We start from the raw sequence: 21673 nt of genomic DNA, 5'->3' as shown, positions 1-21673 counted from the left end.
ATGGTGGGGGTCACGGAGTGTAGTGCCGGGGCGGCCGTGGCTGCGGTTCCGACGGTCGGGAACGGGCGTTGTTTCGTGGGACAGATCCTCGCTTTGTTCCACTGAGCTGGGAAGAGTCGTTCGGCTGTTCCACGGCGATTTCGTACCTGCTGGGATATTGACGTGCTCACCGTCCGTCGTCAAACTTTCGAAAAGACCCTGCGCTAGTGGGGGAAGCGCAGGTGTCTACCGCCCCGAAGAACAGGACATCCGCCCATGCGAAAGAAACCCCTGGTCCTGGCTGCTGCCTGTGCAGCGCTGGTCGCCGGGACACTCAGCAGCCCAGCAGTTGCCGCTTCGAAGGCCGAGCCCAGTGCCGTGCAAGCGCCCGCGACGTTCACCCACCCAGGTGTCGGATCGAGCCAGGCCCAGCTGGACTTCGTCCGGGCCAAGGTGCAGGCCGGCGCACAGCCGTGGACGAACGCATTCAACCAGGCCAGGAACAGTTCCTACGCGTCGTTGTCCCGTACGCCGAAGCCGCGCGCGGTGGTCGAGTGTGGGTCGTACTCGAACCCGAACTACGGTTGCACCGACGAGCGTGAGGACGCGATCGCGGCGTACACGGACGCACTGCTGTGGTACCTCACCCGTGACGATCGCTATGCACAGAAGGCGATCCAGCTGATGGACGCGTGGTCGGCGACGATCCGCGACCACACCAACAGCAATGCGCCACTGCAGACCGCATGGTCGGCGTCGTCGTGGCCGAAGGCCGCGGAGATCATCAAGCACGTGTACGGCAACTGGCCGAACGCGGGCCGCTTCGCCACCATGCTGCGCAACGTCTACCTGCCCGAGATCATCAACGGCTCGAACTCCAACGGGAACTGGGAGTTGAGCATGACCGAGGCGATCCAGGGCATCGGCGTGTTCCTCGACGACAAGGCCGTGTACGACAAGGGGATCGCGCTGTTCCGGCTCCGGGTGCCGGCGTACGTGTACCTGGAGTCCGACGGTGCGCTGCCGAAGACGGTGCCGAGCCAGCACCTCGACACCCGCGACAAGATCGTCAACTACTGGCAGAAGCAGGGCACGTTCGTGACCGGTCTGACTCAGGAGACCTGTCGCGACTTCGTCCACACCGGCTACGGCATCTCGTCGATCTCGCACGTACTGGAGACGGCGCGGATCCAGGGCATCGACATGTATCCGGAGTTCGGTGAGCGGCTGCGGCAGGCGCTCGGCTTCCAGTCCAAGTGGGAGCGCAACCTCGAGCCGGTCCCGTCCTGGCTGTGCGCGGGCACGCTGAAGCGCGGTCTCGGCCCGATCACCGAGGTCGGGTACAACGCGCTGCACACCCGGCTGGGGATCGCGATGACCAACACCCAGGTCATCACCGAGTCCCGCCGTCCGGCCGGGTCGAACAACCTCTTCGTCGCGTGGGAGACCCTCACACACGCGGAGAACCCGGCCTGACAAGCTTCCGGGAGGGCTGAACCATCTGCCCTTCAGCTCTCCCGGATCACCACCGGCCGGCCATGTCACCTCGATGTGGCCGGCCGTTGTCGTTGTCAGACCTGGGCCTCGCCGCGCTTCCAGTAGCCCTGGAACGAGATCGCCGGTTTCGGCATCCCGGCGGCGTTGACCAGGTGTCGGCGTACCGACTTGATCATCGACGACTCCCCGGCGACCCACGCGTAGTCGGCGTCGTACGGCAGCTCGGCGCCCTTCAGGGCCTCGAGCAACGAGTTCGGGGGCGTGATCCAGGTGATGTCCGCGCTGCCGGGTGTCGGCAGCGGCCGGATGTCGTCGGCGTCCGGCACCTCGACGAAGACGGTCGCGTGGGCGGTGGCGGGCAGCTGCTCGAGGATGCCGGCCAGCGCGGGCAGGGCGGTCTCGTCGGCGACTAGGATCCGGCGGACGCTCGTGTCCGGCGGGACGTAGTCGACGCCGGAGTGCAGCAGTCCCTTGATGCTGGTGGTGTCGACCGCGAACGGGAGGATCAGGCCGATCTGGTCACCCGGCTGCGCCTGGCTGACCCAGGCCGAGGCGGGTCCGTTGATGCCGTGCAGGACGAACTCGATGTCGAGTTCGGCGACCTCGGGCCGGAGCGCGCGGATGGTGTACGTCCGCATGACGAAACGTTCGTCGACCGGCTGGGCGCACCACTCCGGGTACCACTCGGGACCCGACGGCAGCTTGATCTCGCCACCGTTGGGCGGCGTCAGCAGCACCTTGATCCGCTGGTCCGGACCGGCGGTCACCACGTCGGCGATCCGCGGTGCGACGAAGGTCACGCGGCGCAGGTGCGGGCTCAGGTCCTCGACCGCCGCGACGGTCGCCAGCAGCGAGTCGAACTCGATCGGCCGCTCGAGCACTGTGGTCATGTCCGGTTTCTCCAAGGGCAGCGCAGGGGAGGCTCAGATGCGGACCCGTGGACGACCGGGTTATTCTGAGGCGTCTAGAGGTTAGCCTTACCTAAGAGGGTCTCAAAGTCCAATGCCTCCGCCCACCACTGTCGCCGAATCCCCCGGCCGTGACACCTCTGCTGTTGTTCCGTCACGCCCGCGGAGGACCCGACGGACCACGCTGGTCGCCGGGCTGATCGTGTGTGTGGCCGTGCTCGTCGTAGTGTCGTTGCTCAGCATTGCGGTGGGCTCGAAGCAGATCCCGTTCTCGACGGTGATCGATGCCCTGCGCCACTACAACGAGGCGAACACCGACCACGTGATCGTCCGCTCACTTCGCGTGCCACGGACCGTGATCGGTCTGCTGGTCGGTGCCGCGCTCGGGCTGTCCGGGGCTCTGATGCAGGGAGTCACCCGGAACCCGCTGGCAGATCCCGGCATCCTCGGCGTCAACGGCGGTGCCGCACTGTTCGTTGTCGGCGGCATCTATTGGTTCGGGCTGTCGAGTCTGACGGCGTACGTCTGGCTCGCTTTCGTGGGAGCGGCAGCGGCCTCGGTGGTGGTCTATCTGCTCGGGTCGCTCGGTCGTGAGGGGGTGACGCCGGTCAAGCTGGCGCTCGCCGGTGCCGCGCTGACGGCGATGCTCGGGTCGCTGACGACCGCGCTGCTGATCGGCGACGTCGACACCTTCGACCAGTTCAGGTTCTGGTCGGTCGGGTCGCTGGCGGGCCGCAGTTCGGACATCGCCGGGCAGGTCGCGCCGTTCATCCTTATCGGCATCGTGCTGGCGCTGGTGTCGGGCCGCGTGCTGAACGCGTTGTCTCTGGGCGACGACGTGGCGAAGTCGCTCGGTCAGCGGGTCGGGCTCGCCCGGCTGTTCGTCGCGGTGATCGTCGTACTGCTCTGTGGGGCTGCGACCGCCGTCGCGGGACCGATCGGTTTCATCGGGCTGACGATCCCGCACATGGCGCGGTTGGTGACCGGCCCGGACTACCGGTGGATCCTGCCGTACTCGATGGTGCTGGCGCCGATCCTGCTGCTCGCGGCCGACATCGTCGGCCGGATCGTCGCGCGGCCCGGTGAGCTACAGGTCGGCGTCGTGACCGCGGTCATCGGCGCGCCGTTCTTCATCATCCTGGTCCGTCGACGGAAGCTGGCGGATCTGTGATGACCACAGCCGAAGCAGTTCAGGTCATCAGCCGGGCGCGGGCGGCCCGGCAGGCGCGATCGCTGCTGGTGATCGTGGTTCTCGCGGCCATCGTGTTCGTGACCTTCTGCGTCTCGCTCTCGCTGGGTGACTTCAAGATCCCGGTCATCGACGTGGTGAAGACACTGTTCGGTGGCGGTGACAAGGCGACCGAGTTCATCGTCAACCGGCTGCGGTTGCCCAGGGCGCTCACCGGCCTGATGGTCGGCGCCGCGCTCGGCATGTCCGGTGCGATCTTCCAGAGCATCGCCCGCAACCCGCTCGCCAGCCCCGACATCATCGGCGTCACGTACGGCGCCAGCGCCTTCGCCGTCTTCGCGATCGTCACGCTGGGGCTCACCGGCGTCGCGGTCTCGGCGTTCGCGATCGTCGGTGCCCTGCTGACCGCGTTCATCATGTACGTGCTGGCCTGGCGGCATGGGGTGTCGAGCTACCGGCTGATCCTGATCGGCATCGGGATCGGTGCGATCGCCACGAGTCTGACGTCGTACTTGTTGACCAAGGCAAGGGTCGAGATCGCCCAGCAGGCGTTGATCTGGCTGACCGGCAGCCTGAACGGCCGGGACTGGTCGAACGTGCGGTCGATGGGGATCACCCTGGCGGTGCTGGCTCCGTTGACGGTGTACATGGTCCACCGGCTGCGGATTCTTCAGCTCGGCGACGAGACGGCGTACGGACTGGGGCTTCGGGTGGAGAGTTCGCGACTCGGGCTGATCGTGATCGGGGTACTGCTGGCGGCGGTCGCGACCGCTGCGGCCGGTCCGATCGGGTTCGTCGCGTTCGTCGCGCCGCCGATCGCGCGGCGGCTGACCCGGTCGCCGGGGCCGGCGATGATCGCGTCCGCGTTGCTCGGCGCGTTGGTGGTGGCCTTGTCCGATCTGATCGCGCAGCACGCCTTCGGGGACACCCAGTTGCCGGTCGGTGTGGTGACCGGCGTGGTGGGCGCGCCGTACCTGATGTTCCTGCTGGCCCGGTCCAACCGGGTGGGGAGTGGTGGCTGAGAGATGGAGAACCTTGTGGAACACAGCCTCGCCGCCGACGGCCTGGCGGTCGGATACGACCAGCGGGAGATCATCCACGACCTGTCGGTGCGGATCCCGACCGGGAAGATCACCGTCATCGTCGGCGCCAACGCGTGCGGCAAGTCGACGCTGCTGAAGACTCTGGCGCGGTTGCTGAAGCCGTCGCGCGGGAGCGTTCTGCTGGATGGCAAGAGCATTCAGTCGATCCCGACCCGTGAGGTTGCGACCAAGCTGGGACTGTTGCCGCAGTCACCGACCGCACCTGAGGGCATCACGGTCGCCGACCTGGTCGGCCGCGGGCGGTACCCGCGGACCCGGTGGATCCGGCAGTGGAGCAAGGCTGACGACGAAGCGGTCGCAGCCGCGATGACGTCGACCGACGTACTCGAGATCGCCGATCGGCCGATCGACGAACTGTCCGGTGGTCAGCGGCAGCGGGTCTGGATCGCGATGGCACTCGCGCAGGAGACAGACATCCTGCTGCTGGACGAGCCGACGACGTTCCTCGATCTGACCCACCAGTTCGAGGTGCTTGATCTGCTGGTCGATCTGAACAAGCAGGAGGACCGGACCATCGTGCTGGTCCTGCACGATCTCAACCAGGCGTGCCGGTTCGGGGATCACCTGATCGCGATGAAGGACGGCGCGATCGTGGCCGAGGGCAACCCTCGCGAGGTGATCACCGAGGAGGTCGTGCGGGACGTGTTCGGGCTCGGGGTGAAGATCGTTCCGGATCCGGTGGCGGGGACTCCGATGGTGGTTCCGATCGGCCGTCACACCACTCGCGCCGACACTCAGCCTGCCTCTCCCGCGATGTCCTCAGCGTCTTCGGCTGCTGGGGGCTCGCCGGCTGCGGCCGCGCTGGCGGCGTCCGCGGCTGCCAACGGGGTCTGTCGTCCTACCGACCGCTGATCACAGCGGGACGCGGAGGCCGTCGTACGCGACCTGCCAGGCGGTGAGGTCCGCGGCGAGTGCAGACTGCGACAGGTGGGTGAGGACGAGTTTGCGGCAGGTGAAGCGGGCGCGGTGCCGGGTCAGTTCGTCGAGGTCGAGGTGCCAGCGGATCGGGGTCGGGCTGTAGCCCTCGCAGAGGAACAGATCGACGTCGTCGGCCGCATCGATCAGCGCGTCGGTCCATTCGGTGTCGCCTGAGTACGCCAGCGATCCACCGGACGTTCGCAGTTGCACGGCGTACGCCGGGGCTCCGGATGCGTGGCGTACTTCGAACGGGGTGATCCGGACGTGGTCGAGTTCGTGTGGACGGCGGTCGTCGTGTTCGACGACGTGGACCTGGAAGCGGCGCTGGACCTCGGACGAGCCAGGGTAGAGCGTCTCCATCGCGGTGGTGAGCCGCTCACTGGTCCCGGGTGGTCCGACGACACGCCCACCCTGTCGTGGCGGGCTGCGACTGGCGGGTTGTTTCACCGATGGCTGGTTAGATCCGGTCAGTGGCGAAACAACCGGCTAGGGGGCTCGGTCTTCGGCGCGTACCTGGTAGAGGACCAGACCTGCCAGCAGCGCACCGAGAGTGCCCAGGGCCAGGTCGCCGAGGGTGTCGGTATAGGCGGACTGGAGTTCGGGAGAGCTACGGATGAAGGCGAAGTACTCGCCGACCTCCCAGACGACTGCCGCGGTCGCACCGAAACCCAGGGCCACGAAGGCGGTCAGGCCGCGGGAGAGATCGCGCGGCGCGAACGCGAGCAGGACGCCGGCCGTGAGGAAGCCCCAGAGGATGAAGTGCATGGCGTCGTCCCACCAGTCGACCGTGTCGAACAGGTTGAAGCGGTTGCCGATCAGGTCGATCAGCCACGGCAACGTCATCAAGAGGTCTGCTGTCCAGGGGAAGCGGTGGTGCAGTTTGCTCTTCGTCCGCCCGTACGCCCACCACCACAGCGGCAGGATCATCGCGCCGATCGGGTACACGATCAGCCGCGCGGTGGACGCCTTGCCCTTGATCCCGCTCAGGTCCGGCCAGATCAGTGCCGACAGCAACAAACCGAACAGCAGCACCTTCGCGGCCAGGGCGGCGTACCGCACCCAGCTCACCCGCGTCGCGGCAACTGTTGTCGCAGTCATCGTCGTCATGCCTCCCAGTCAAACCGACCGCTGGGCGAGGCGGATGAGTACAACTACGCGAAGGACCCCCGCGATGTCCGCCATTGTGACGGATCGCGGGGGTCCCGAACAGCAGGCGGCCTCGCCGGCCGGACGTACGGTCCCAGCCGGCTGAAGCTGAGGAGACGGGCCAGGCTCAGCTGACGCTGATCAGGTCCACGACGAAGATCAGGGTCTCGCCGGGCTTGATCGCGGCGCCGGCGCCACGGTCGCCGTACCCCAGGTGGGGCGGGATGACCAGCTTGCGCCGGCCGCCGACCTTCATGCCCTGGACGCCGGTGTCCCAGCCCTGGATGACCTGGCCGACGCCGAGCTGGAAGGCCAGCGGCGCGCCCCGGTTGTACGACGCGTCGAACTCCTCGCCGGTCGAGTGGGCCACGCCCACGTAGTGCACGTTCACCCGCGACCCGGCCTTGGCCTCGTCGCCGTCGCCCACGGTGATGTCGGTGATCTCGAGATCCGCCGGCGGCGGACCGTCCGGAAAGTCGATCTCTGGCTTCTCAGTCATGCCCACCAGCTAACCAGACCTCCGCCCGGGTCCGTGCGCCCAGGGTCCCCGCAGCCGGAACGTGCGTGCCTCGCGCCGCTGCGGAGGTACGCCGCCCCGTGCTGGCTACCGAGCGAGCACCTCGCGAAGCTTGGTCGCGAACTCCTCGGGTTCGCCGGGCTGGCCGTACTCGTTGCCGAGGAAGCCGCCGTGGTTGCCGGGGAAGACGACAGGCTGGAGGTTGAGGCGTGCGGCCACTGCCAGGCCGCCGCGACCGGCCAACTGGTTGCCGGACTCCTCGCCGACGCCGATGACCAGGCGGTCCTTGGCCTTGTCCAGGGCGTCGAAGTCGGGCTGGTACGACGTACAGCCGCGGATGTTCTGACCGAGGAGAGCGTCGTCGCGGGTGCCGTCGTCCTCGGTGGGGAGGCCGAACATGGCCGGATCGGGCGCCGGCTGCTGGGTGTAGTCGGCCGGGATCTCACCGTCGTAGCTGACGATCGCGATGAACTTCGCCATCCCGGCGCCCATGCCATCGCGCTGATAGGTCTGGTAGATGTCATCGCAGGCCGCCAGCGCTGCCTCGCTGTCCGGTACGACGCCTGCCAGCGGCGGCTCGTGCGCGACGAGGGTGTGGAGGAGGTCGGGACGCTTGGCGGCCAGGGCCAGCGAGTTCACCGCGCCGCCGCTGCTGGCGAACATGTCGACCGGGCCGACGTCGAGCGACTCGATCAGCGCGATGAGGTCGGCGGCGTGGTCGTCGGGCGTCAGTTCGCCGGCGCCGTCGCTGCGCACGCTCCGCTCCACCCCGCGCGGGTCGTAGGTGACGACCGTCCGGTCGGTGAAGTGTGACGCCAGGGTCGGGAAACCACTCGCACCCATCGGCGAACCGATCACCAGCAGCACCGGCTGGTCGCGATCGGCGAGATCACCGCGGACGTCGTACGTCAGGGTGGCTCCGGGGACGTCGAGCGTCCGGGTGACAGGGTCCGGCATGACAGCTCCTCTGGTCCGGCCCATCCCCACCGGTTGGGCCCGTGAGCTGAGCGTAGACCCGCTCCAGGTGACCGGAACAGGTACACAGAGTGCACCCATCCGGCACTAGTCCTGAATCCGTGGACCGGTCAACGTCGTCGTCCCGGATCAGCCGCCAGCCGGACTTGCCGACATACCGAGCAAACCGGAAGTGACGCGCTCCCACTGGCAGGTTCTGTCGCCGATAGCGCACTTGTTTGGGACCAGCGATGACATAACCCGCCAGCGGCTCATCGGACGCGGGCCTCCCGGATCAGCAGGCGCCGGGCTCCCCGGCACGGCACCTGCCGCTGGCCGGGGTGGGTGCGACGGCACTCCTCCGGCTGGTTCACGGGGGTGCCGGCGGCCTCCCCAAACTGGTTCTGGGAGATCAACATCCTGATCTGGGGAGCCGAACAGTCCGGATCGAGGTCGGGAGTCTCCCCGAACCCGGTGCACGTCCGGGCGTGGCGTCACAACGGCCAACGTGGTCCGCCAGCGGGCAGGGACCGCGCTACCGATGCCCGGAGCAACCAACTGGTGTCCACGGATTCAGGGCTAAACTCGCACTCTGTGCTGAAGAAACTCGCTGTTGTGACCGCCGTCGCTGTCCTCGTGGCCGCCGGGTCCGTCGTACACCCGCGGAGTTCCGATGCGAGCATGACGGCTGAGAACTACGGGCAGTACTCGCTGATGTTCGAGAAGTCGGCTGGGCAGTACTGGGCCGGTCAGGCGGCGGCGGGTCAGTGGGCGTGGACGCCGTTGAGCACTACCGAGTCGGACATCTCGTGGGGCGACCCGAAGACCTGGCCGCCGAAGTCCGCCGAGCACTTCATCCACGACGGCGAGTGGGTCCTCCTCGACGGCTACAACGACGGCGCCGGCCGCCCGCTCACCCAGATCCAGCGTGTCACCTCTGAGAAGATCGGCGACGCCGACTGCAACAACCTGCAGCCGATCCCGTCGGCCGGCGGCCGCCAGCACTACGTGAAGTGGACCATCCCCACCACCGGCTACTGCCTGGACGCGTCCGGCACGATCAAGTCCCCGAACGGCTCCACGACGGTCAACTTCCGCCACCTGCAGAAGTGGCTCCCGCCGCACCCCTGCTCCAACCCGTACTTCACCGGCCAGACCTGCATCACCCAGTTCGAGCAGTGGTGGGACGACAACAACCACACCTACTCCCTCCAGCTCTCCCGCACACTGGAGATCGCCCGAGGCAAAGGCATGGCCTTCACCAACCGCACCACCGTTCCCGTCGCCTGGAACGCCGACGCTCGGTACTACTGGCACTACTGACCCGAGTTACGGCCAGCCGGCGGGTGGGCGGGGTGCGGGGTGGGTGAGGATGCGGCCGGTGCGGTTGGAGAGTAGGCGGTCGAGGTTGGACTCGAAGGACTCCTGCATGTGCCAGTCCGCGGAGAGCATGTAGAGGGTGCGGCCGTCCGGGCCGCCGAGGGTGCAGGCGAAGCCGGCGTGCTCGAGTGTGACGGTCTCGAGGATCTCGCCGCCCTCGGCGATGCGGAGGCAGGCGGGGCCGTTGTCTGCCCAGCCGGGGGTCCAGATGGCGCCGTCGGCGTCCATCACCATTCCGTCGCCGGTGTGCGGTGCCCAGATCCGCCGGTTCGACAGTGCGCCGTCGGGTGAGACGTCGTACGCCGTCAGCGTCTGGGCGAAGGACTCGGCGATGACGAGGGTCGAGTTGTCCGGCGTGATCACCATGCCGTTGGGGAAGGCCAGTTCGTCGGCCACGCGTCGTACGGCGCCGTCGGGGGTGACCAGCAGGATGAAGCCTGGGCGCTCACCCTCGCCAGGGTGGAAGTCGCAGCCGCCGTTGACGTAGATGTTGCCGCGCCCGTCGACCACGATCTCGTTCAACCCGCCGTACGCCGAGAGGTCCGCATACACGACCAGGTCTCCAGATGGCTCCTGTCGCAGCACCAAACCCTCCGGGCCTGACGTCACCAACAACCGCCCATCCGGCAGCCAGTCGATCGAGAACGGGAGCGTGGTGGGAACCCGAGCCATCACCTCGCTCTCACCCGATGCGTCGACGGCCAGCACCTCCTGAGCGCCCCAGTTGGAGCACCACAACCGCCCGTCATGCCACCGCGCCGACTCCCCGATCACCAGCCCACTCATCAGCACCTCGGACATCACCACTCCTTCCGTTTACCCCTATACGAACGGACGACAACCAGATCGACAGCCCATTGGATACTTGTCGTTCCTGTCCGCTGAGCGGCAGTACGCGTGGCCGCTCCTGCGATCCGCCGAGCTGAGTGCGTGCGCCCATGCCAGCGCGGCTGGTGACGCTCGGCTCTGCGTCCTCCTGCTGCAATTTCTCCAACTCGGCGATCGCCACGTCTGGTTTCAGGATCCTTCAGACCAGGCCAGGGCGGGCACGTTCGCCAGCTCAGATCTGAAAAGATGCCTTGGACAACCGTTCTGGGATGGAGCATTCATGGGCGAGGCCGAAGACCGCGACTCCGTTGGGATCCAGCAGGAGCCGTTACCCGGCGGCAGTGGGGACGAGGGGAAGCGGCGGGACTTCAGGCTGATGGGATTTGCCGCTTCGCTTGCTCTGCTGGTCATGCTGGCGACGCCGTGGCTGACGACCTGGGACAACAACGGCAAGAACCCCACCAGGATCTATACCGCCATCAGTATGATCGAGCTACAACATGGTGTGGACGGCCCACGCTCGCCGATGGGTGGCGCGGGAACCCTTCTGTTCGTGGTCTATCTCTTGCTGACATTGGCCTGCCTGGTGTTTCCGGCAACGATCGTCGCAGTGGTCTGCAGTTGCCTGGGACCCGTGGTCACGGTCGTGATCATGATGATGAAGCCAGACTCGGATGCTCTGTTGTCCGGCGTTGTCAGTCACGTCGACTGGACCGGGGCACCGACAGTTGCCGTCGCAGTCTGGCTGGTGGCGGCGTTCGTCGCAGCGGCAGGCTGGTCCGCCCGGCGAACCTGACACTGCCTCCCCCGAGCGCCTCAGTCCTGTCCAGCGGGCGAGAACTCGCGGTCGTGATCTCAAGTCAGGGGAAGCGACCAGCGGCTGTGCTGGTGATCACCTGTGCCGGTGCAGTACGCCGGTCCACGGGTCTACTGAGGGTTCACATGACGGCGGATCCACAGTGCAGTCGCAAGCGGGCGACGCAGGAGCACGCGCAAGGCAAGGAATGGGCGGGTGGGAGCGGTCGCGAGCACGCGACGGCAGGAGCGCGCGTAGCGGACGCGTGGGGCCACACCAGCCGCCCGGGAAACCGGGCGGCTGGTGAGCTGACCTACTTCTTGACGGTTTTGTTGTACTGGTCGATCTGGGGCTTGATGGAGTCGGCGGCGGCTTTCATGGCCTGGGCCGGGTCGGTGCCGAGGACTGCCTTTTCGAGGCCGTCTTCGGAGGCCTTGCGGGCTTGGGGCATGACGCCGAGGATGCAGCCGGACGACGCGTTGGTCGGCTTGGTGTTGTGGAGTTGGGTGATCGCGGTGGTGAACTGCGGGTACTGCGCCACCCACGCCTTGTCCTCCGGGAGGTCCAGGGCCTTGGAGTTGATCGGGAAGTAGCCGGTGCCGGTGTGCCACGCGGCCTGCTGCTCCGGCGAGGAGGCGAACTTCACGAACTCCCACGAGGCGCGCTTCTCGGCGTCGGAGTGACCCGGGCCGTCGATCCACAGCGACGCGCCACCGATGATCGGGCCGCCGCTGTCGGAGGCGGTCAGGTGCGGGAACGGCGCGGTGAGCACGGTGAACTTGCCCTTCGCCGCGTCCAGGTAGCCGCGCAGCGATCCGGTCGACTCCAGGTGCATCGCCGACGTACCGGACTTGAACACGGCCTGCGCGTCGTCGGTCTTCTTGCCGGTGTTCGGCATCAGGCCCTGCTTGACCATCTGCTGGTACCAGGTGGCGACCTTGACGCCCTGCTCGCCGGCGAAGTTCACCTGGGTGGCCAGGTCCTTGCGGCCGTTGTCGTTGTCGCAGTACGTCGACCCGGACTGGGCGATCAACTGCTCGATGAACCAGCCGTAGATCGCGGCGTTGAAGCCGTACTGGACCGTCTTGCCGCCCTGCTTGATCGTCAGCTTCTTCGCGTCCGCCATGATCTCGTCGAGGTTCGCCGGCGGCTTGTTCGGGTCGAGGCCGGCCTTCACGAAGGCCTCTTTGTTGATGTACAGCAGCGGCATCGACGTGTTGAACGGCATCGAGTTCAGCTTGCCGTCGATCGAGTAGTAGTTGGCGATGTTCGGCTCGATCGAGTCCAGCGTGTAGCCGTCCTTGTCGGCGAAGCTCTGCACCGGCACGGTCTGCTTGGAGTCGATCATGAACCGCGAGCCGATGTCGTAGATCTGTACGACGGAAGGCGTGTTGCCCTGCTGCACCGACGTCTTGTACTTCGTGATCGTCTCGTCGTAGTCACCCTGGTAGACCGCGGTGACCTCGATCTTGCCGGTGTGGGCGGCGTTGAAGGCCTTCACCATCTTGTCGACGGCCTCGCCGTTGGCGCCCTTCATGCCGTGCCAGAAGGTGATCTTGGTGACGCCGGACGCCTTGTCCAGCGCGTCCGCGCCGGGCACGTCCTGGCCCCCGCTGCCGGAGTCGCCGGAGTCGTTGCTGCTGCTGCCGCAGCCGGCCGCCACCAGGGCGAGCACGGCGAGCAGTGAAGCGCCGATCGCCGTACGTCGTTGTCGGACTGATCGCATCACAGTCACCTCTCGAGGGATCATCGGATGGCGCCCGCGGTCAGTCCGCGGACGATGAATCGCTGGCCGAAGATCACGATGGCCAGGGTGGGCACGATGGACAGGGTGACGCCGGCCAGGATCAGGCCGGGGTCGGCCGCCTCGACGTCGTTGAGCTGGCTGATGCCGATCTGCAAGGTACGGCGGGAGGCCGAGTCGCCGATCAGCAGCGGCCAGAAGAACTGGTTCCACGCGGACAGGAACACGTACAGCCCGACCGCGGTCAGGGCCGGCTTGTTCAGCGGCAGCAGGATCCGGCGCAGGAACCGCCAGTGCCCGCAGCCGTCGATGGTGGCCGCGTCCCGCAGCTCGGTGGGGAACTGCAGGAAGGACTGCCGCAGCAGGAACACCCCGAACGCGTTCGCCAGGAACGGCAGCACCAGCGCGATCATCGTCCCCGCGTACGTCGCGGTGAGCCGTTGACCACCGAGCTCCCAGCCCGTGATGGTCAGGTAGTTCGGCAGCACGATCGATTCCCACGGCACCATCAGCGTGGCCAGGAACAACCCGAACAGCACCGAGCGTCCCCACATCTTCATGAAGGCGAACGCGTACGCCGCCAGCACACTGGTGATCAGCTGCGACACGGTGATGACCGACGTCTGCAGGATCGAGTTCAGGTACTGCGGCCCGATCGGGGTCCCGGACGACGACGCGCCCTGGTAGTTGCCGGTGAAGATCCCGTGCGGGAACAGGTCCGGCGGGTACGACGAGATCTGCCCGGGCGACATGATCGAGCCCGCGATCACGTAATACACCGGGAAGATGACCGCGAGGGCCGCGAGGATCAGGACGGCGTACGTGATCAGCCGTCCGGCGGTGAGTCGCCTCACTTGTAGTGCACCCGCCTCTCCAGTACGCCGAACTGGACCGCCGTGCAGACGAGCAGGATCACCAGCAGCACGATCGCCTGCGCGGACGCGGCGCCGAAGTCGCTCGCGTTGTTGGCGAAGGCGGTGTGGTAGATCGAGTAGACGAGCGTCTTGGTCGACTGCTCCGGGCCGCCTTCCGGCGTCAGGATCTTGATCTGGCCGAAGCCCTGCAGTGACTGGATCGTCGAGATCACGACCAGGAAGAACAGTTGTGGACCGAGCAGCGGGATGGTGATGTGCCACGACGCCCGCCAGCCGCCGGCGCCGTCCAGCGTCGCGGCCTCGTTGATCTCGGCCGGGATCGCGCCGATGCCCGCGGACAGGACCAGCACGTTGTAGCCGATGCTCATCCAGACCGTGGTGATCGCGACGCTGATCAGCGCCCAGGACGGATCGGTCAGCCAGCCGATCCGGTCCACGCCGAATCGGCCGAGCAGGCCGTTCGCGAGTCCGATCGCCGGGTTGTAGATGGTGGCGAAGATGACGGACGCGCTCGCGACCGAGAACGCGAACGGCAGCGCGAACGCGGTCCGGAAGATCCGGATCCCCTTGATGTGCTGCTCGAGCAGCAGCACGATCGCCAGGCCGCCGAGGACGCCGGGGATCACAGTCAGCAGCACGAACGCGAAGGTCACCCAGAGGATGTGCCGGAACTCAGCGGAGCCGAGCATGTCGCGGTAGTGCTGCAGTCCGACGAACGCATCCGGTCGGCCGAACAGGTCCGAGCCGTGCAGGGACAGCGAGACGGACTTGCCGAGCGGCCAGACGATGAAGAGTGCGAACACCACCAGGCAGGGCACGAGCATCAGCCAGGACAGCAGGGACGTAGGTGTGGGGCGGCGGCGCGCCGTGGCCGACACCGTGGTGGTCGGGCGGCTTCTTGCGGCCAATACCGTACGTGTAGTCAATCGCTTACCTCCAGTCAAGGCGCAGTCTTACACCGCCCGGGGGCCGTCCGGACCCGGGCACGCTAGGCTGAGGGCCCGTGAAGGTCTTGGTGGTCGGCTCGGGTGGCCGCGAACATGCACTGGTCTGGGCGCTGGCCCAGGACGCTGAGGTCGACGAGGTCGTCGCGGCCCCGGGCAACCCTGGCATCGCCGTGTTGCGTCCGGCGTACGACGGGCAAACGATTGTTTGCCGTTCGGTGGACATCTCCGACCACGATGCGGTCGTCGCGCTCGCGAAGGAGATGGGCGCCGATCTGGTCGTGGTCGGGCCGGAGGCGCCGCTGGTCGCCGGGCTGGCCGATCCGCTCCGCGACGCGGGTATCGCGGTCTTCGGGCCGTCCAAGGACGCCGCCCGGATCGAGGGGTCGAAGGCGTTCGCCAAGGACGTGATGGCCACGGCGAGCGTGCCGACCGGCCGGGCCTACGTCTGTACGACGCCCGAGCAGGCCGCGACGGCGATCGACGCGTTCGGGCCGCCGTACGTCGTGAAGGACGACGGGCTGGCCGCGGGCAAGGGTGTCGTGGTGACGTCCGACCGCGACGAGGCGGTCGCGCACGCGGCGGGTTGCGAGCAGGTGCTGATCGAGGAGTACCTCGACGGCCCGGAGGTGTCGCTGTTCGCGATCACCGACGGTACGACGGTGCTGCCGCTGCAGCCGGCGCAGGACTTCAAGCGCCTCGGCGACAACGACGAAGGCCCGAACACCGGCGGCATGGGCGCCTACACACCGTTGCCCTGGGCACCGGACCGGCTGGTCGAGGAGATCACCGAGAAGGTGCTCCAGCCGACGATCGACGAGCTGCGTCATCGCGGTACGCCGTTCACCGGACTGCTGTACGCCGGTCTGGCGCTGACGTCGCGCGGCGTCCGGGTGATCGAGTTCAACTGCCGCTTCGGCGACCCGGAGACGCAGGCGCTGCTGCCGTTGCTGAAGACCCCGCTGGGTGGAGTCCTGTACGCCGCCGCCACCGGGAAGCTGGCCGATCAGGAGCCCCTGGCCTGGCAGAACGGTTCCGCCGTGGCGGTCGTGGTCGCCGCGAAGAAGTACCCGGCCAGCCCGCGCAGGGGCGACGTCATCAGCGGCGTCGACCAGGCCGAGGCCGACGGCGTCCACGTCTTCCACGCGGGTACGGCGCTCGACGGTGACGACCTGGTCACCTCGGGTGGCCGCGTGCTCGCGGTCAGCGCGGCCGGCGAGGACCTGGACGAGGCTCGCCGGCGTGCGTACGCCGCCGTCGGCCAGATCCGGATCAAGGGCTCCCAGCACCGCACCGACATCGCTCTCAAAGCTGCTCGAGGCGAGATCACCGTCTGATCCGACGTTCCGCGGGAACCTCCTCGCTCCGGCCGACACAGACACAGTGCAAGGGTCGTGAGGCGGAGGGAGCGGCATGCAGGCGGTCTGGGACGGAGTGGTGCTGCCCGCGGGATCGGAGCGGCGGCTGTGGGATCGGACCGCGGACGGTGACGCGGAGGCGTTCGCGCAGCTGTACGACCGGCATGCTCGGGCCGTCTACAACTTCTTGCACCGCCGGACCGCGTCCTGGAGTGATGCCGAGGATCTCACGTCCGCGGTCTTCCTGCAGGCGTGGCGACGGCGGCACGAGGTGGTGCTCGACCGCGACTCCGCGCTGCCCTGGCTGCTCCGCACCGCCGATTACACGATGCGCAACGAATGGCGCTCGAAGTTGCGCTACCGCAAGGCTCTGGCCGCGGCCGAACGGTTGCCCACCGAGATCGACGACCACGCCGACGACGTGGCCGGCCGGCTCGACGACGACCGGCGGATCCGCGCGGCCCGCGAGTCGCTGAAACACCTGCGCGGCCATGAGCGCGAGATCGTCGAGCTCTGTGTCTGGGCCGGCCTGGACCAGGCGGCGGCCGCGGTCGCGCTCGACGTACCGATCGGCACGGTGAAGTCCCGCCTCTCCCGCGCTCGCAAGCGGCTGCGCGAACTCAATCTTCCGTCTGCTGTGGAGGACGACCGATGAACACACTGCCGCCCGAAGGGGATCTGCGCCCGGCGACGCGGGAACGCCAGCGCGCCGAGTTGATGGCCATCGTCGAGCGGGAGTCCGCCGGTGCCCGGCCACGGCGTCTGCTGGTTCCGTTGGCTGCGGCTGCAGCGATCGTTCTGGTCGCCGGCGCCGCGATCGCCGTACCGGCGCTCCGCGACAGGAAGTCGGATGGGCCGGCCGGAAACCCCACGCCCGTGGCGCTGGGGGTGCGCACGGCCTTCGAGCCGATGGGCCGCCCGAAGCAGGCGGCCTTGACCAGGGAGTGCGCGGAGAACAGGACCTACAGCCCGCCGGCGGAGCAGATCGCGGCGTTCCGCGCCCTGAACCCGCCGCCGGACGCGGTCGCCACTCAGTTCGTGGTCATGCACGCGATCGGTGACTGGAAATTCTGCGGGTACGACGCTAACGGCAAGCGGTCGACCGGAGGAACCTACAAACCGGGTGAGCCGATGGTGGACCCGGTAGAGATGCATGGCGCCGGTGGCGGGGCGTACGCCGAGGGTGTGGCTCGCATCACCATCACCCCGCTGAACGGACGTCCTTACGAAGCGGACCTGCAACACGGGTTCTTCTACGCGTCCGTGCCTGACGTGCCTTTCGCCGGGAAGGGCATCGACAGCACTCCGATGGAGTACATGGTTCGCGCGTACGACGCGAAAGGCGCGCTCATCTACACCGGCCCGAAGACCAGGGGTGAGCGCCAGGCCAGGGACGCTCGCTGCGTTGTGGACGCCACCGGCGAGAACTTCCTGCGGCCGTACCCGCCAGGCTTCAAGATCACCGACCGCGAGCTGAACCTCTCCACCGAGCACCCCGCGGCCGGCATGCCGGACCCCAAGACCTGTGTCCGCGCCCAGACGTGGAACTGGCTTCCCTGACGCCTGCGAGGATGGAGGCGTGCGTAACTGGAAGGTCGCCCTGTTCGCGCTGCTGATCGGGGTCGCGCTCGCAGCGTGGTCTGCGTCCCGTGGGTCCGGTGGGTACGCCGTCGTGCAGCTGGCGATCTTCGTCGTTCTCGCGTTCCTGTTCTCGCCGCTGGTGTTCCCGCGATCCGTGAGCACCGCCGAGGCGGCTGCCCGAGCCAAACCCGTCGTCTACTGGCGACCCGGATGCCAGTACTGCCTGCGGCTGCGTCTGGCGCTGATCGGCGTGGCCGGTCGAGCGTCCTGGGTCAACATCTGGGCGGATCCCGACGCCGCTGCCGTGGTGCGGGCGGTGGCGAACGGTAACGAGACCGTACCGACCGTGGTGGTGGACGGCGTCAGCCGGGTGAATCCCGGGCCGCGGTGGGTGCGGGAGCGGCTGCGTACCGGACCCGTGGGCGAGTAGCGGACAATAGACGGGTGTCGAAGCCCAGCAAGCCCCGGATTCCCAATGTTCTCGCGTCGCGCTACGCCAGTGTGTCGATGGCCCAGCTGTGGTCGCCGGAGTACAAGATCGTGCTCGAGCGGCGGCTGTGGCTGGCGGTGCTGAAGGCTCAGAAGGAGCTCGGGGTCGCGGTGCCGGACGGGGTGATCGAGGACTACGAGCGGGTGCTGGAGCAGGTCGACCTGGAGTCGATCGCGGCCCGCGAGCGGGTCACCCGGCACGACGTGAAGGCGCGGATCGAGGAGTTCAGCGCTCTCGCCGGGCACGAGCACATCCACAAGGGCATGACGAGCCGGGACCTGACCGAGAACGTCGAGCAGCTGCAGATCCGGGCCGGTCTCGAACTCGTCCGGGACCGCGCGGTGGCGACCGCCGTACGGCTGGGTCAGAAGGCGGCCGACCACGCGGCGCTGGTGCTGACCGGTCGCTCGCACAACGTGGCCGCTCAGGCGACCACGCTGGGCAAGCGGTTCGCGTCGGCCGCGGACGAGCTGCTGGTCGCGATCGCCCGGATCGAGGAGCTGATCGAGCGGTACCCGCTCCGTGGCATCAAGGGTCCGGTTGGTACGTCGCAGGACATGCTGGACCTGTTCGGCGGCGACCCGGCGAAGCTGGACAAGTTGGAGAGCGACATCGCCCAGCACCTCGGGTTCAGCCGGACGCTGACCAGCGTCGGCCAGATCTACCCGCGGTCCCTCGACTACGAGGTCGTCTCGGCGCTGGTGCAGCTCGCCGCCGGGCCGTCGAGCCTGGCGACCACGATCCGGCTGATGGCTGGGAACGAGCTGGTCACCGAGGGCTTCAAGGAGGGCCAGGTCGGCTCGTCGGCGATGCCGCACAAGATGAACACCCGGTCCTGTGAGCGGGTGAACGGTCTGGCGGTGATCCTCCGCGGGTACGCCTCGATGGCCGGCGAGCTGGCCGGCAACCAGTGGAACGAGGGCGACGTCTTCTGCTCGGTGGTACGCCGGGTCGCCCTGCCGGACGCGTTCTTCGCGCTGGACGGGTTGTTCGAGACGTTCCTGACCGTGCTGGACGAGTTCGGGGTGTACCCGGCCGTGGTCAGCCGCGAGCTGGAGCGGTACCTGCCGTTCCTGACCACGACCAAGGTGCTGATGGCCGCGGTGAAGAACGGCGTCGGCCGGGAGACCGCGCACGAGGTGATCAAGGAGCACGCGGTCGCCACCGCGCTCGACCTGCGCAAGGGCCTGGCGGCGAACGACCTGTTCCGCCGGCTCGGCCAGGATGGCCGTCTCGGCCTGACCGAGGACCAGATCGTCGGCATCGTCGGGGAGCCGCTGTCCTTCACCGGCGCAGCGGTCGCGCAGGTCGACGCCGTGGTCGCACAGATCGACGACCTCGCCAAGCGCTACCCCGACGCCGCCACCTACACGCCAGGTGACATCCTCTAGCTCGTGTTCGAACCGCTGACCTGGGTGCTGGTGGGCCTCTCGCTGGCCGCGATGGTGTACGCCATCGTGCTGGCCGCGCTGAACAAGCGGATCAACTGGACGTTGCTGGCGGTCCTCGGCGTGATCGAGGTCGGCCTGCTGGCCCAGCTGGTCATCGGCCTCGTGCAGCTGGCCGGGACGTCCCGCGATGTCTCCAGCCCGTTCTTCATCGGCTATCTGATCGGCTCGCTGATCATCCTGCCGATCGGTGCGCTGTGGGCGCTGGCGGAGAGCAGCCGCTGGGGTGCCGGCGCGCTGGCCGTCGCCTGCCTGGTGATCCCCGTGGTCGAGTTGCGCCTGTACGAGATCTGGACCGCCTGACATGACCGACCCCGTCGAGACCCAGCATGATCCCGAGGCGACCAGGCATGGGCCTGGCCGGATCCTCATTCTGGTGTACGGCGTCTTCGCGCTGTCCGCCACCGCCCGGGCCGGCGTACAGATCGCGACCCAGTTCTCCGAGGCGCCGATCGCCTACGTGTTGTCGGCGGTTGCCGCGATCATCTACTGCGCCGCGACCTTCGCGCTGGCCAAGGCGACGAAGGTCTCGCGCCGGGTCGCGACCGCCGCGATCGCGATCGAGCTGATCGGTGTTCTCGCCATCGGCGCCTTCAGCTACGCCGCCCCCGACGACTTCCCGGACGCAACCGTGTGGTCGCACTTCGGCCAGGGCTACGGCTTCGTCCCGGTCGTGCTGCCGGTGCTGGGCCTGCTCTGGTTGCGCCGCACCCGCTGAAGATCTCCCAGGGAACTGCCAGCCGGGCGCAGGGGTTGGCCAAGGTTGGGCGGACAGCATCGGTGGCATGCAGATATCCGGTCACCCCAGGGTCGAGATCGTCGTACCCGCCAAGAATGAGGAGAACGACCTCGGCCCGAACATCAGGCGACTGCGTGAGTTCCTCGACACCGCCTTCCCGTTCCCGGCCGAGGTCTGCATCGCGGACAGCGGAAGTACCGACGCCACCTATGAGATCGGCGCGCTGCTGGCCGCCGAGCTACCCGGAGTCCGGGTCGTCCGGCTCGAGCAGTCCGGTCGCGGCCGCGCGCTGAAGCAGGTCTGGTCCGAGAGCACCGCCGAGGTGCTCGTCTACATGGACGTCGACCTGTCCACGAACCTGAACGCCCTGCTGCCGTTGGTCGCACCACTGTTCGCGGGGCACAGTGACATTGCCATCGGCACCCGGTTGTCGAACGGCTCCCGAGTGGTACGGCGGCCGAATCGGGAGTTCATCTCGCGCTCGTACAACCTGTTGCTGCGGGCAACCTTGAGTGCGCGGTTCTCCGACGCCCAGTGCGGGTTCAAGGCGATTCGCGCCGACGTCGCCCACGAGCTGCTTCCGCTGATCCAGGACACCAGCTGGTTCTTCGACACCGAGCTGCTCGTGCTGGCCGAGAAGGCCGGCCTGCGGATCCACGAAGTACCCGTCGACTGGATCGACGACCTGGACTCGCGGGTCGAGATCGCCAAGACCGTCGGCGAGGACCTGCGCGGGATCGCCCGGCTGACACGTGACCTCGGTCGCGGGCGGATCGCTCTCGATCCGGTCCGCCGGGCCTATGGCCGTCCGCGGATCCTCGATCCCCGGACGGCGCTGGCCGCACGGGTACTGCGCTTCTGCGCGATCGGTGTGCTGAGCACAGCGGCATACGCGCTGCTCTATCTCGTACTGCGGCAAGGTATGCCGGCCCAGGTGGCGAACCTGCTGGCGCTGCTGATCACGGCCGTGGCCAACACCGCGCTGAACCGGCGGATCACCTTCGGGGTCACCGGCGTGGAGAACCGTTGGCGACATCAGTTGCGCGGACTCGTCACGTTCGGGATCGGCTGGAGCCTGACCGCGTCGTCCCTCTGGCTGCTGCACACCGCGGTTGCTTCACCGCATCAGGCGGTGGAGATCACCGTCCTGACCATCGCGAACCTCGCCGCGACCGTGGTCCGGTTCAGCCTCTTCCAGGCCTGGGTCTTCGACGACGACGCACCCACCCTGCCCACCTTCGAACCCCCCGCGGTTCTCGACCAGACCCGGAGCAACTGA

At 67.8% G+C, this 21673-nt stretch carries 23 protein-coding genes; 14 read left to right on the top strand and 9 right to left on the bottom strand.

What is annotated here, in order from left to right; all coding sequences use genetic code 11:
* Positions 1–255: 255 nt before the first annotated feature.
* Entirely contained in the window at positions 256–1455 is a 1200-nt protein-coding gene (locus tag ACGFH6_RS18275; protein ID WP_393385043.1) for an alginate lyase family protein, read from the top strand.
* A gap of 95 nt (positions 1456–1550) precedes the next feature.
* Here ACGFH6_RS18275 and ACGFH6_RS18270 read toward each other — a convergent pair whose 3' ends face one another.
* Positions 1551–2366: a siderophore-interacting protein gene (locus tag ACGFH6_RS18270; protein ID WP_393385041.1), complete on the bottom strand. Its 816-nt coding sequence runs from the start codon at positions 2364–2366 to the stop codon at positions 1551–1553.
* Positions 2367–2478: 112 nt separating this feature from the next.
* Between ACGFH6_RS18270 and ACGFH6_RS18265 the strand changes: the two genes are divergently transcribed.
* The 3 genes from ACGFH6_RS18265 to ACGFH6_RS18255 are packed head-to-tail and all read left to right on the top strand — an operon-like array spanning position 2479 to position 5528.
* Complete coding sequence (locus tag ACGFH6_RS18265; RefSeq protein ID WP_393385040.1) at positions 2479–3555, top strand: FecCD family ABC transporter permease; 1077 nt, start codon at positions 2479–2481, stop codon at positions 3553–3555.
* Positions 3555–4595 (top strand): FecCD family ABC transporter permease, encoded by a 1041-nt coding sequence (locus tag ACGFH6_RS18260; protein WP_393385038.1) that lies wholly within the window; start codon positions 3555–3557, stop codon positions 4593–4595. The genes ACGFH6_RS18265 and ACGFH6_RS18260 overlap by 1 nt, the downstream gene beginning before the upstream one ends.
* A 3-nt stretch (positions 4596–4598) precedes the next feature.
* Positions 4599–5528 carry an ABC transporter ATP-binding protein gene (locus ACGFH6_RS18255; protein ID WP_393385036.1) on the top strand — a complete coding sequence of 310 codons (930 nt, stop codon included), beginning with the start codon at positions 4599–4601 and terminating at the stop codon, positions 5526–5528.
* Here the strand turns inward: ACGFH6_RS18255 and ACGFH6_RS18250 are convergent, their stop codons facing one another.
* The 4 genes from ACGFH6_RS18250 to ACGFH6_RS18235 all read right to left on the bottom strand — a co-directional run bounded on the left by ACGFH6_RS18250 (position 5529) and on the right by ACGFH6_RS18235 (position 8214).
* Entirely contained in the window at positions 5529–6041 is a 513-nt protein-coding gene (locus ACGFH6_RS18250) for an MBL fold metallo-hydrolase (RefSeq protein ID WP_393385034.1), read from the bottom strand.
* 39 nt (positions 6042–6080) lie between these two features.
* Entirely contained in the window at positions 6081–6701 is a 621-nt protein-coding gene (locus tag ACGFH6_RS18245; RefSeq protein ID WP_393385033.1) for a hypothetical protein, read from the bottom strand.
* Between the two features lie 166 nt (positions 6702–6867).
* Positions 6868–7239 (bottom strand): FKBP-type peptidyl-prolyl cis-trans isomerase, encoded by a 372-nt coding sequence (locus ACGFH6_RS18240; RefSeq protein ID WP_393385031.1) that lies wholly within the window; start codon positions 7237–7239, stop codon positions 6868–6870.
* A gap of 105 nt (positions 7240–7344) precedes the next feature.
* Positions 7345–8214: an alpha/beta fold hydrolase gene (locus ACGFH6_RS18235; RefSeq protein ID WP_393385030.1), complete on the bottom strand. Its 870-nt coding sequence runs from the start codon at positions 8212–8214 to the stop codon at positions 7345–7347.
* Between the two features lie 678 nt (positions 8215–8892).
* Here ACGFH6_RS18235 and ACGFH6_RS18230 point away from each other — a divergent pair.
* The gene (locus ACGFH6_RS18230) at positions 8893–9534 is read left to right on the top strand and encodes a hypothetical protein (protein WP_393385028.1); all 642 of its coding nucleotides are present in this window, start codon (positions 8893–8895) and stop codon (positions 9532–9534) included.
* A gap of 6 nt (positions 9535–9540) precedes the next feature.
* Here the strand turns inward: ACGFH6_RS18230 and ACGFH6_RS18225 are convergent, their stop codons facing one another.
* On the bottom strand, positions 9541–10392 hold the full coding sequence (locus ACGFH6_RS18225; RefSeq protein ID WP_393385026.1) for an SMP-30/gluconolactonase/LRE family protein: 852 nt from the start codon (positions 10390–10392) through the stop codon (positions 9541–9543).
* A 307-nt stretch (positions 10393–10699) separates the two neighbouring features.
* Here ACGFH6_RS18225 and ACGFH6_RS18220 point away from each other — a divergent pair, with 307 nt between their 5' ends.
* Complete coding sequence (locus ACGFH6_RS18220) at positions 10700–11215, top strand: hypothetical protein (RefSeq protein WP_393385024.1); 516 nt, start codon at positions 10700–10702, stop codon at positions 11213–11215.
* A gap of 313 nt (positions 11216–11528) precedes the next feature.
* Here the strand turns inward: ACGFH6_RS18220 and ACGFH6_RS18215 are convergent, their stop codons facing one another.
* The 3 genes from ACGFH6_RS18215 to ACGFH6_RS18205 are packed head-to-tail and all read right to left on the bottom strand — an operon-like array spanning position 11529 to position 14760.
* Complete coding sequence (locus ACGFH6_RS18215; protein WP_393385023.1) at positions 11529–12941, bottom strand: ABC transporter substrate-binding protein; 1413 nt, start codon at positions 12939–12941, stop codon at positions 11529–11531.
* A 20-nt stretch (positions 12942–12961) separates the two neighbouring features.
* Complete coding sequence (locus ACGFH6_RS18210) at positions 12962–13813, bottom strand: carbohydrate ABC transporter permease (RefSeq protein ID WP_393385021.1); 852 nt, start codon at positions 13811–13813, stop codon at positions 12962–12964.
* On the bottom strand, positions 13810–14760 hold the full coding sequence (locus ACGFH6_RS18205) for a carbohydrate ABC transporter permease (RefSeq protein WP_393385019.1): 951 nt from the start codon (positions 14758–14760) through the stop codon (positions 13810–13812). Before ACGFH6_RS18205 ends, ACGFH6_RS18210 begins: the two co-directional genes overlap by 4 nt.
* Before the next feature lie 77 nt (positions 14761–14837).
* Here ACGFH6_RS18205 and purD point away from each other — a divergent pair, with 77 nt between their 5' ends.
* The 8 genes from purD (at position 14838) to ACGFH6_RS18165 (ending at position 21673) form a co-directional block, all read left to right on the top strand.
* Positions 14838–16115: a phosphoribosylamine--glycine ligase gene (gene purD, locus ACGFH6_RS18200; protein WP_393385017.1), complete on the top strand. Its 1278-nt coding sequence runs from the start codon at positions 14838–14840 to the stop codon at positions 16113–16115.
* 76 nt (positions 16116–16191) lie between these two features.
* The gene (locus ACGFH6_RS18195; RefSeq protein WP_393385015.1) at positions 16192–16791 is read left to right on the top strand and encodes an RNA polymerase sigma factor; all 600 of its coding nucleotides are present in this window, start codon (positions 16192–16194) and stop codon (positions 16789–16791) included.
* Positions 16788–17696: a hypothetical protein gene (locus ACGFH6_RS18190; protein ID WP_393385013.1), complete on the top strand. Its 909-nt coding sequence runs from the start codon at positions 16788–16790 to the stop codon at positions 17694–17696. The genes ACGFH6_RS18195 and ACGFH6_RS18190 overlap by 4 nt, the downstream gene beginning before the upstream one ends.
* Positions 17697–17715: 19 nt before the next feature.
* On the top strand, positions 17716–18147 hold the full coding sequence (locus tag ACGFH6_RS18185) for a glutaredoxin domain-containing protein (protein WP_393385011.1): 432 nt from the start codon (positions 17716–17718) through the stop codon (positions 18145–18147).
* Positions 18148–18161: 14 nt separating this feature from the next.
* Positions 18162–19598 carry an adenylosuccinate lyase gene (purB, locus tag ACGFH6_RS18180; protein WP_393385009.1) on the top strand — a complete coding sequence of 479 codons (1437 nt, stop codon included), beginning with the start codon at positions 18162–18164 and terminating at the stop codon, positions 19596–19598.
* Between the two features lie 3 nt (positions 19599–19601).
* Entirely contained in the window at positions 19602–19958 is a 357-nt protein-coding gene (locus ACGFH6_RS18175) for a hypothetical protein (RefSeq protein ID WP_393385008.1), read from the top strand.
* Between the two features lies 1 nt (position 19959).
* Positions 19960–20373, top strand: coding sequence for a hypothetical protein (locus tag ACGFH6_RS18170; protein ID WP_393385006.1), 414 nt, complete (start codon positions 19960–19962; stop codon positions 20371–20373).
* A 67-nt stretch (positions 20374–20440) separates the two neighbouring features.
* Positions 20441–21673: a glycosyltransferase gene (locus ACGFH6_RS18165; protein WP_393385004.1), complete on the top strand. Its 1233-nt coding sequence runs from the start codon at positions 20441–20443 to the stop codon at positions 21671–21673.

The sequence above is a fragment of the Kribbella sp. NPDC049227 genome, from assembly GCF_043197265.1.
Lineage (GTDB): Bacteria > Actinomycetota > Actinomycetes > Propionibacteriales > Kribbellaceae > Kribbella.
Note: the sequence above shows the minus strand (reverse complement) of the source record. Positions and strands in the feature narration are given on the sequence as shown.

Excerpts from the sequence above, each read along its gene's own strand:
- ACGFH6_RS18165 (WP_393385004.1), top strand. The coding sequence starts at position 20,441 with ATGCAGATATCCGGTCACCCCAGGGTCGAGATCGTCGTACCCGCCAAG.
- ACGFH6_RS18245 (WP_393385033.1), bottom strand. The coding sequence starts at position 6,701 with ATGACGACGATGACTGCGACAACAGTTGCCGCGACGCGGGTGAGCTGG.
- ACGFH6_RS18190 (WP_393385013.1), top strand. The coding sequence starts at position 16,788 with ATGAACACACTGCCGCCCGAAGGGGATCTGCGCCCGGCGACGCGGGAA.
- ACGFH6_RS18215 (WP_393385023.1), bottom strand. The coding sequence starts at position 12,941 with ATGCGATCAGTCCGACAACGACGTACGGCGATCGGCGCTTCACTGCTC.
- ACGFH6_RS18240 (WP_393385031.1), bottom strand. The coding sequence starts at position 7,239 with ATGACTGAGAAGCCAGAGATCGACTTTCCGGACGGTCCGCCGCCGGCG.
- ACGFH6_RS18220 (WP_393385024.1), top strand. The coding sequence starts at position 10,700 with ATGGGCGAGGCCGAAGACCGCGACTCCGTTGGGATCCAGCAGGAGCCG.
- ACGFH6_RS18235 (WP_393385030.1), bottom strand. The coding sequence starts at position 8,214 with ATGCCGGACCCTGTCACCCGGACGCTCGACGTCCCCGGAGCCACCCTG.
- ACGFH6_RS18275 (WP_393385043.1), top strand. The coding sequence starts at position 256 with ATGCGAAAGAAACCCCTGGTCCTGGCTGCTGCCTGTGCAGCGCTGGTC.
- ACGFH6_RS18230 (WP_393385028.1), top strand. The coding sequence starts at position 8,893 with ATGACGGCTGAGAACTACGGGCAGTACTCGCTGATGTTCGAGAAGTCG.
- ACGFH6_RS18265 (WP_393385040.1), top strand. The coding sequence starts at position 2,479 with ATGCCTCCGCCCACCACTGTCGCCGAATCCCCCGGCCGTGACACCTCT.
- ACGFH6_RS18255 (WP_393385036.1), top strand. The coding sequence starts at position 4,599 with ATGGAGAACCTTGTGGAACACAGCCTCGCCGCCGACGGCCTGGCGGTC.
- ACGFH6_RS18170 (WP_393385006.1), top strand. The coding sequence starts at position 19,960 with ATGACCGACCCCGTCGAGACCCAGCATGATCCCGAGGCGACCAGGCAT.
- ACGFH6_RS18260 (WP_393385038.1), top strand. The coding sequence starts at position 3,555 with ATGACCACAGCCGAAGCAGTTCAGGTCATCAGCCGGGCGCGGGCGGCC.
- ACGFH6_RS18270 (WP_393385041.1), bottom strand. The coding sequence starts at position 2,366 with ATGACCACAGTGCTCGAGCGGCCGATCGAGTTCGACTCGCTGCTGGCG.
- ACGFH6_RS18195 (WP_393385015.1), top strand. The coding sequence starts at position 16,192 with ATGCAGGCGGTCTGGGACGGAGTGGTGCTGCCCGCGGGATCGGAGCGG.
- ACGFH6_RS18225 (WP_393385026.1), bottom strand. The coding sequence starts at position 10,392 with ATGTCCGAGGTGCTGATGAGTGGGCTGGTGATCGGGGAGTCGGCGCGG.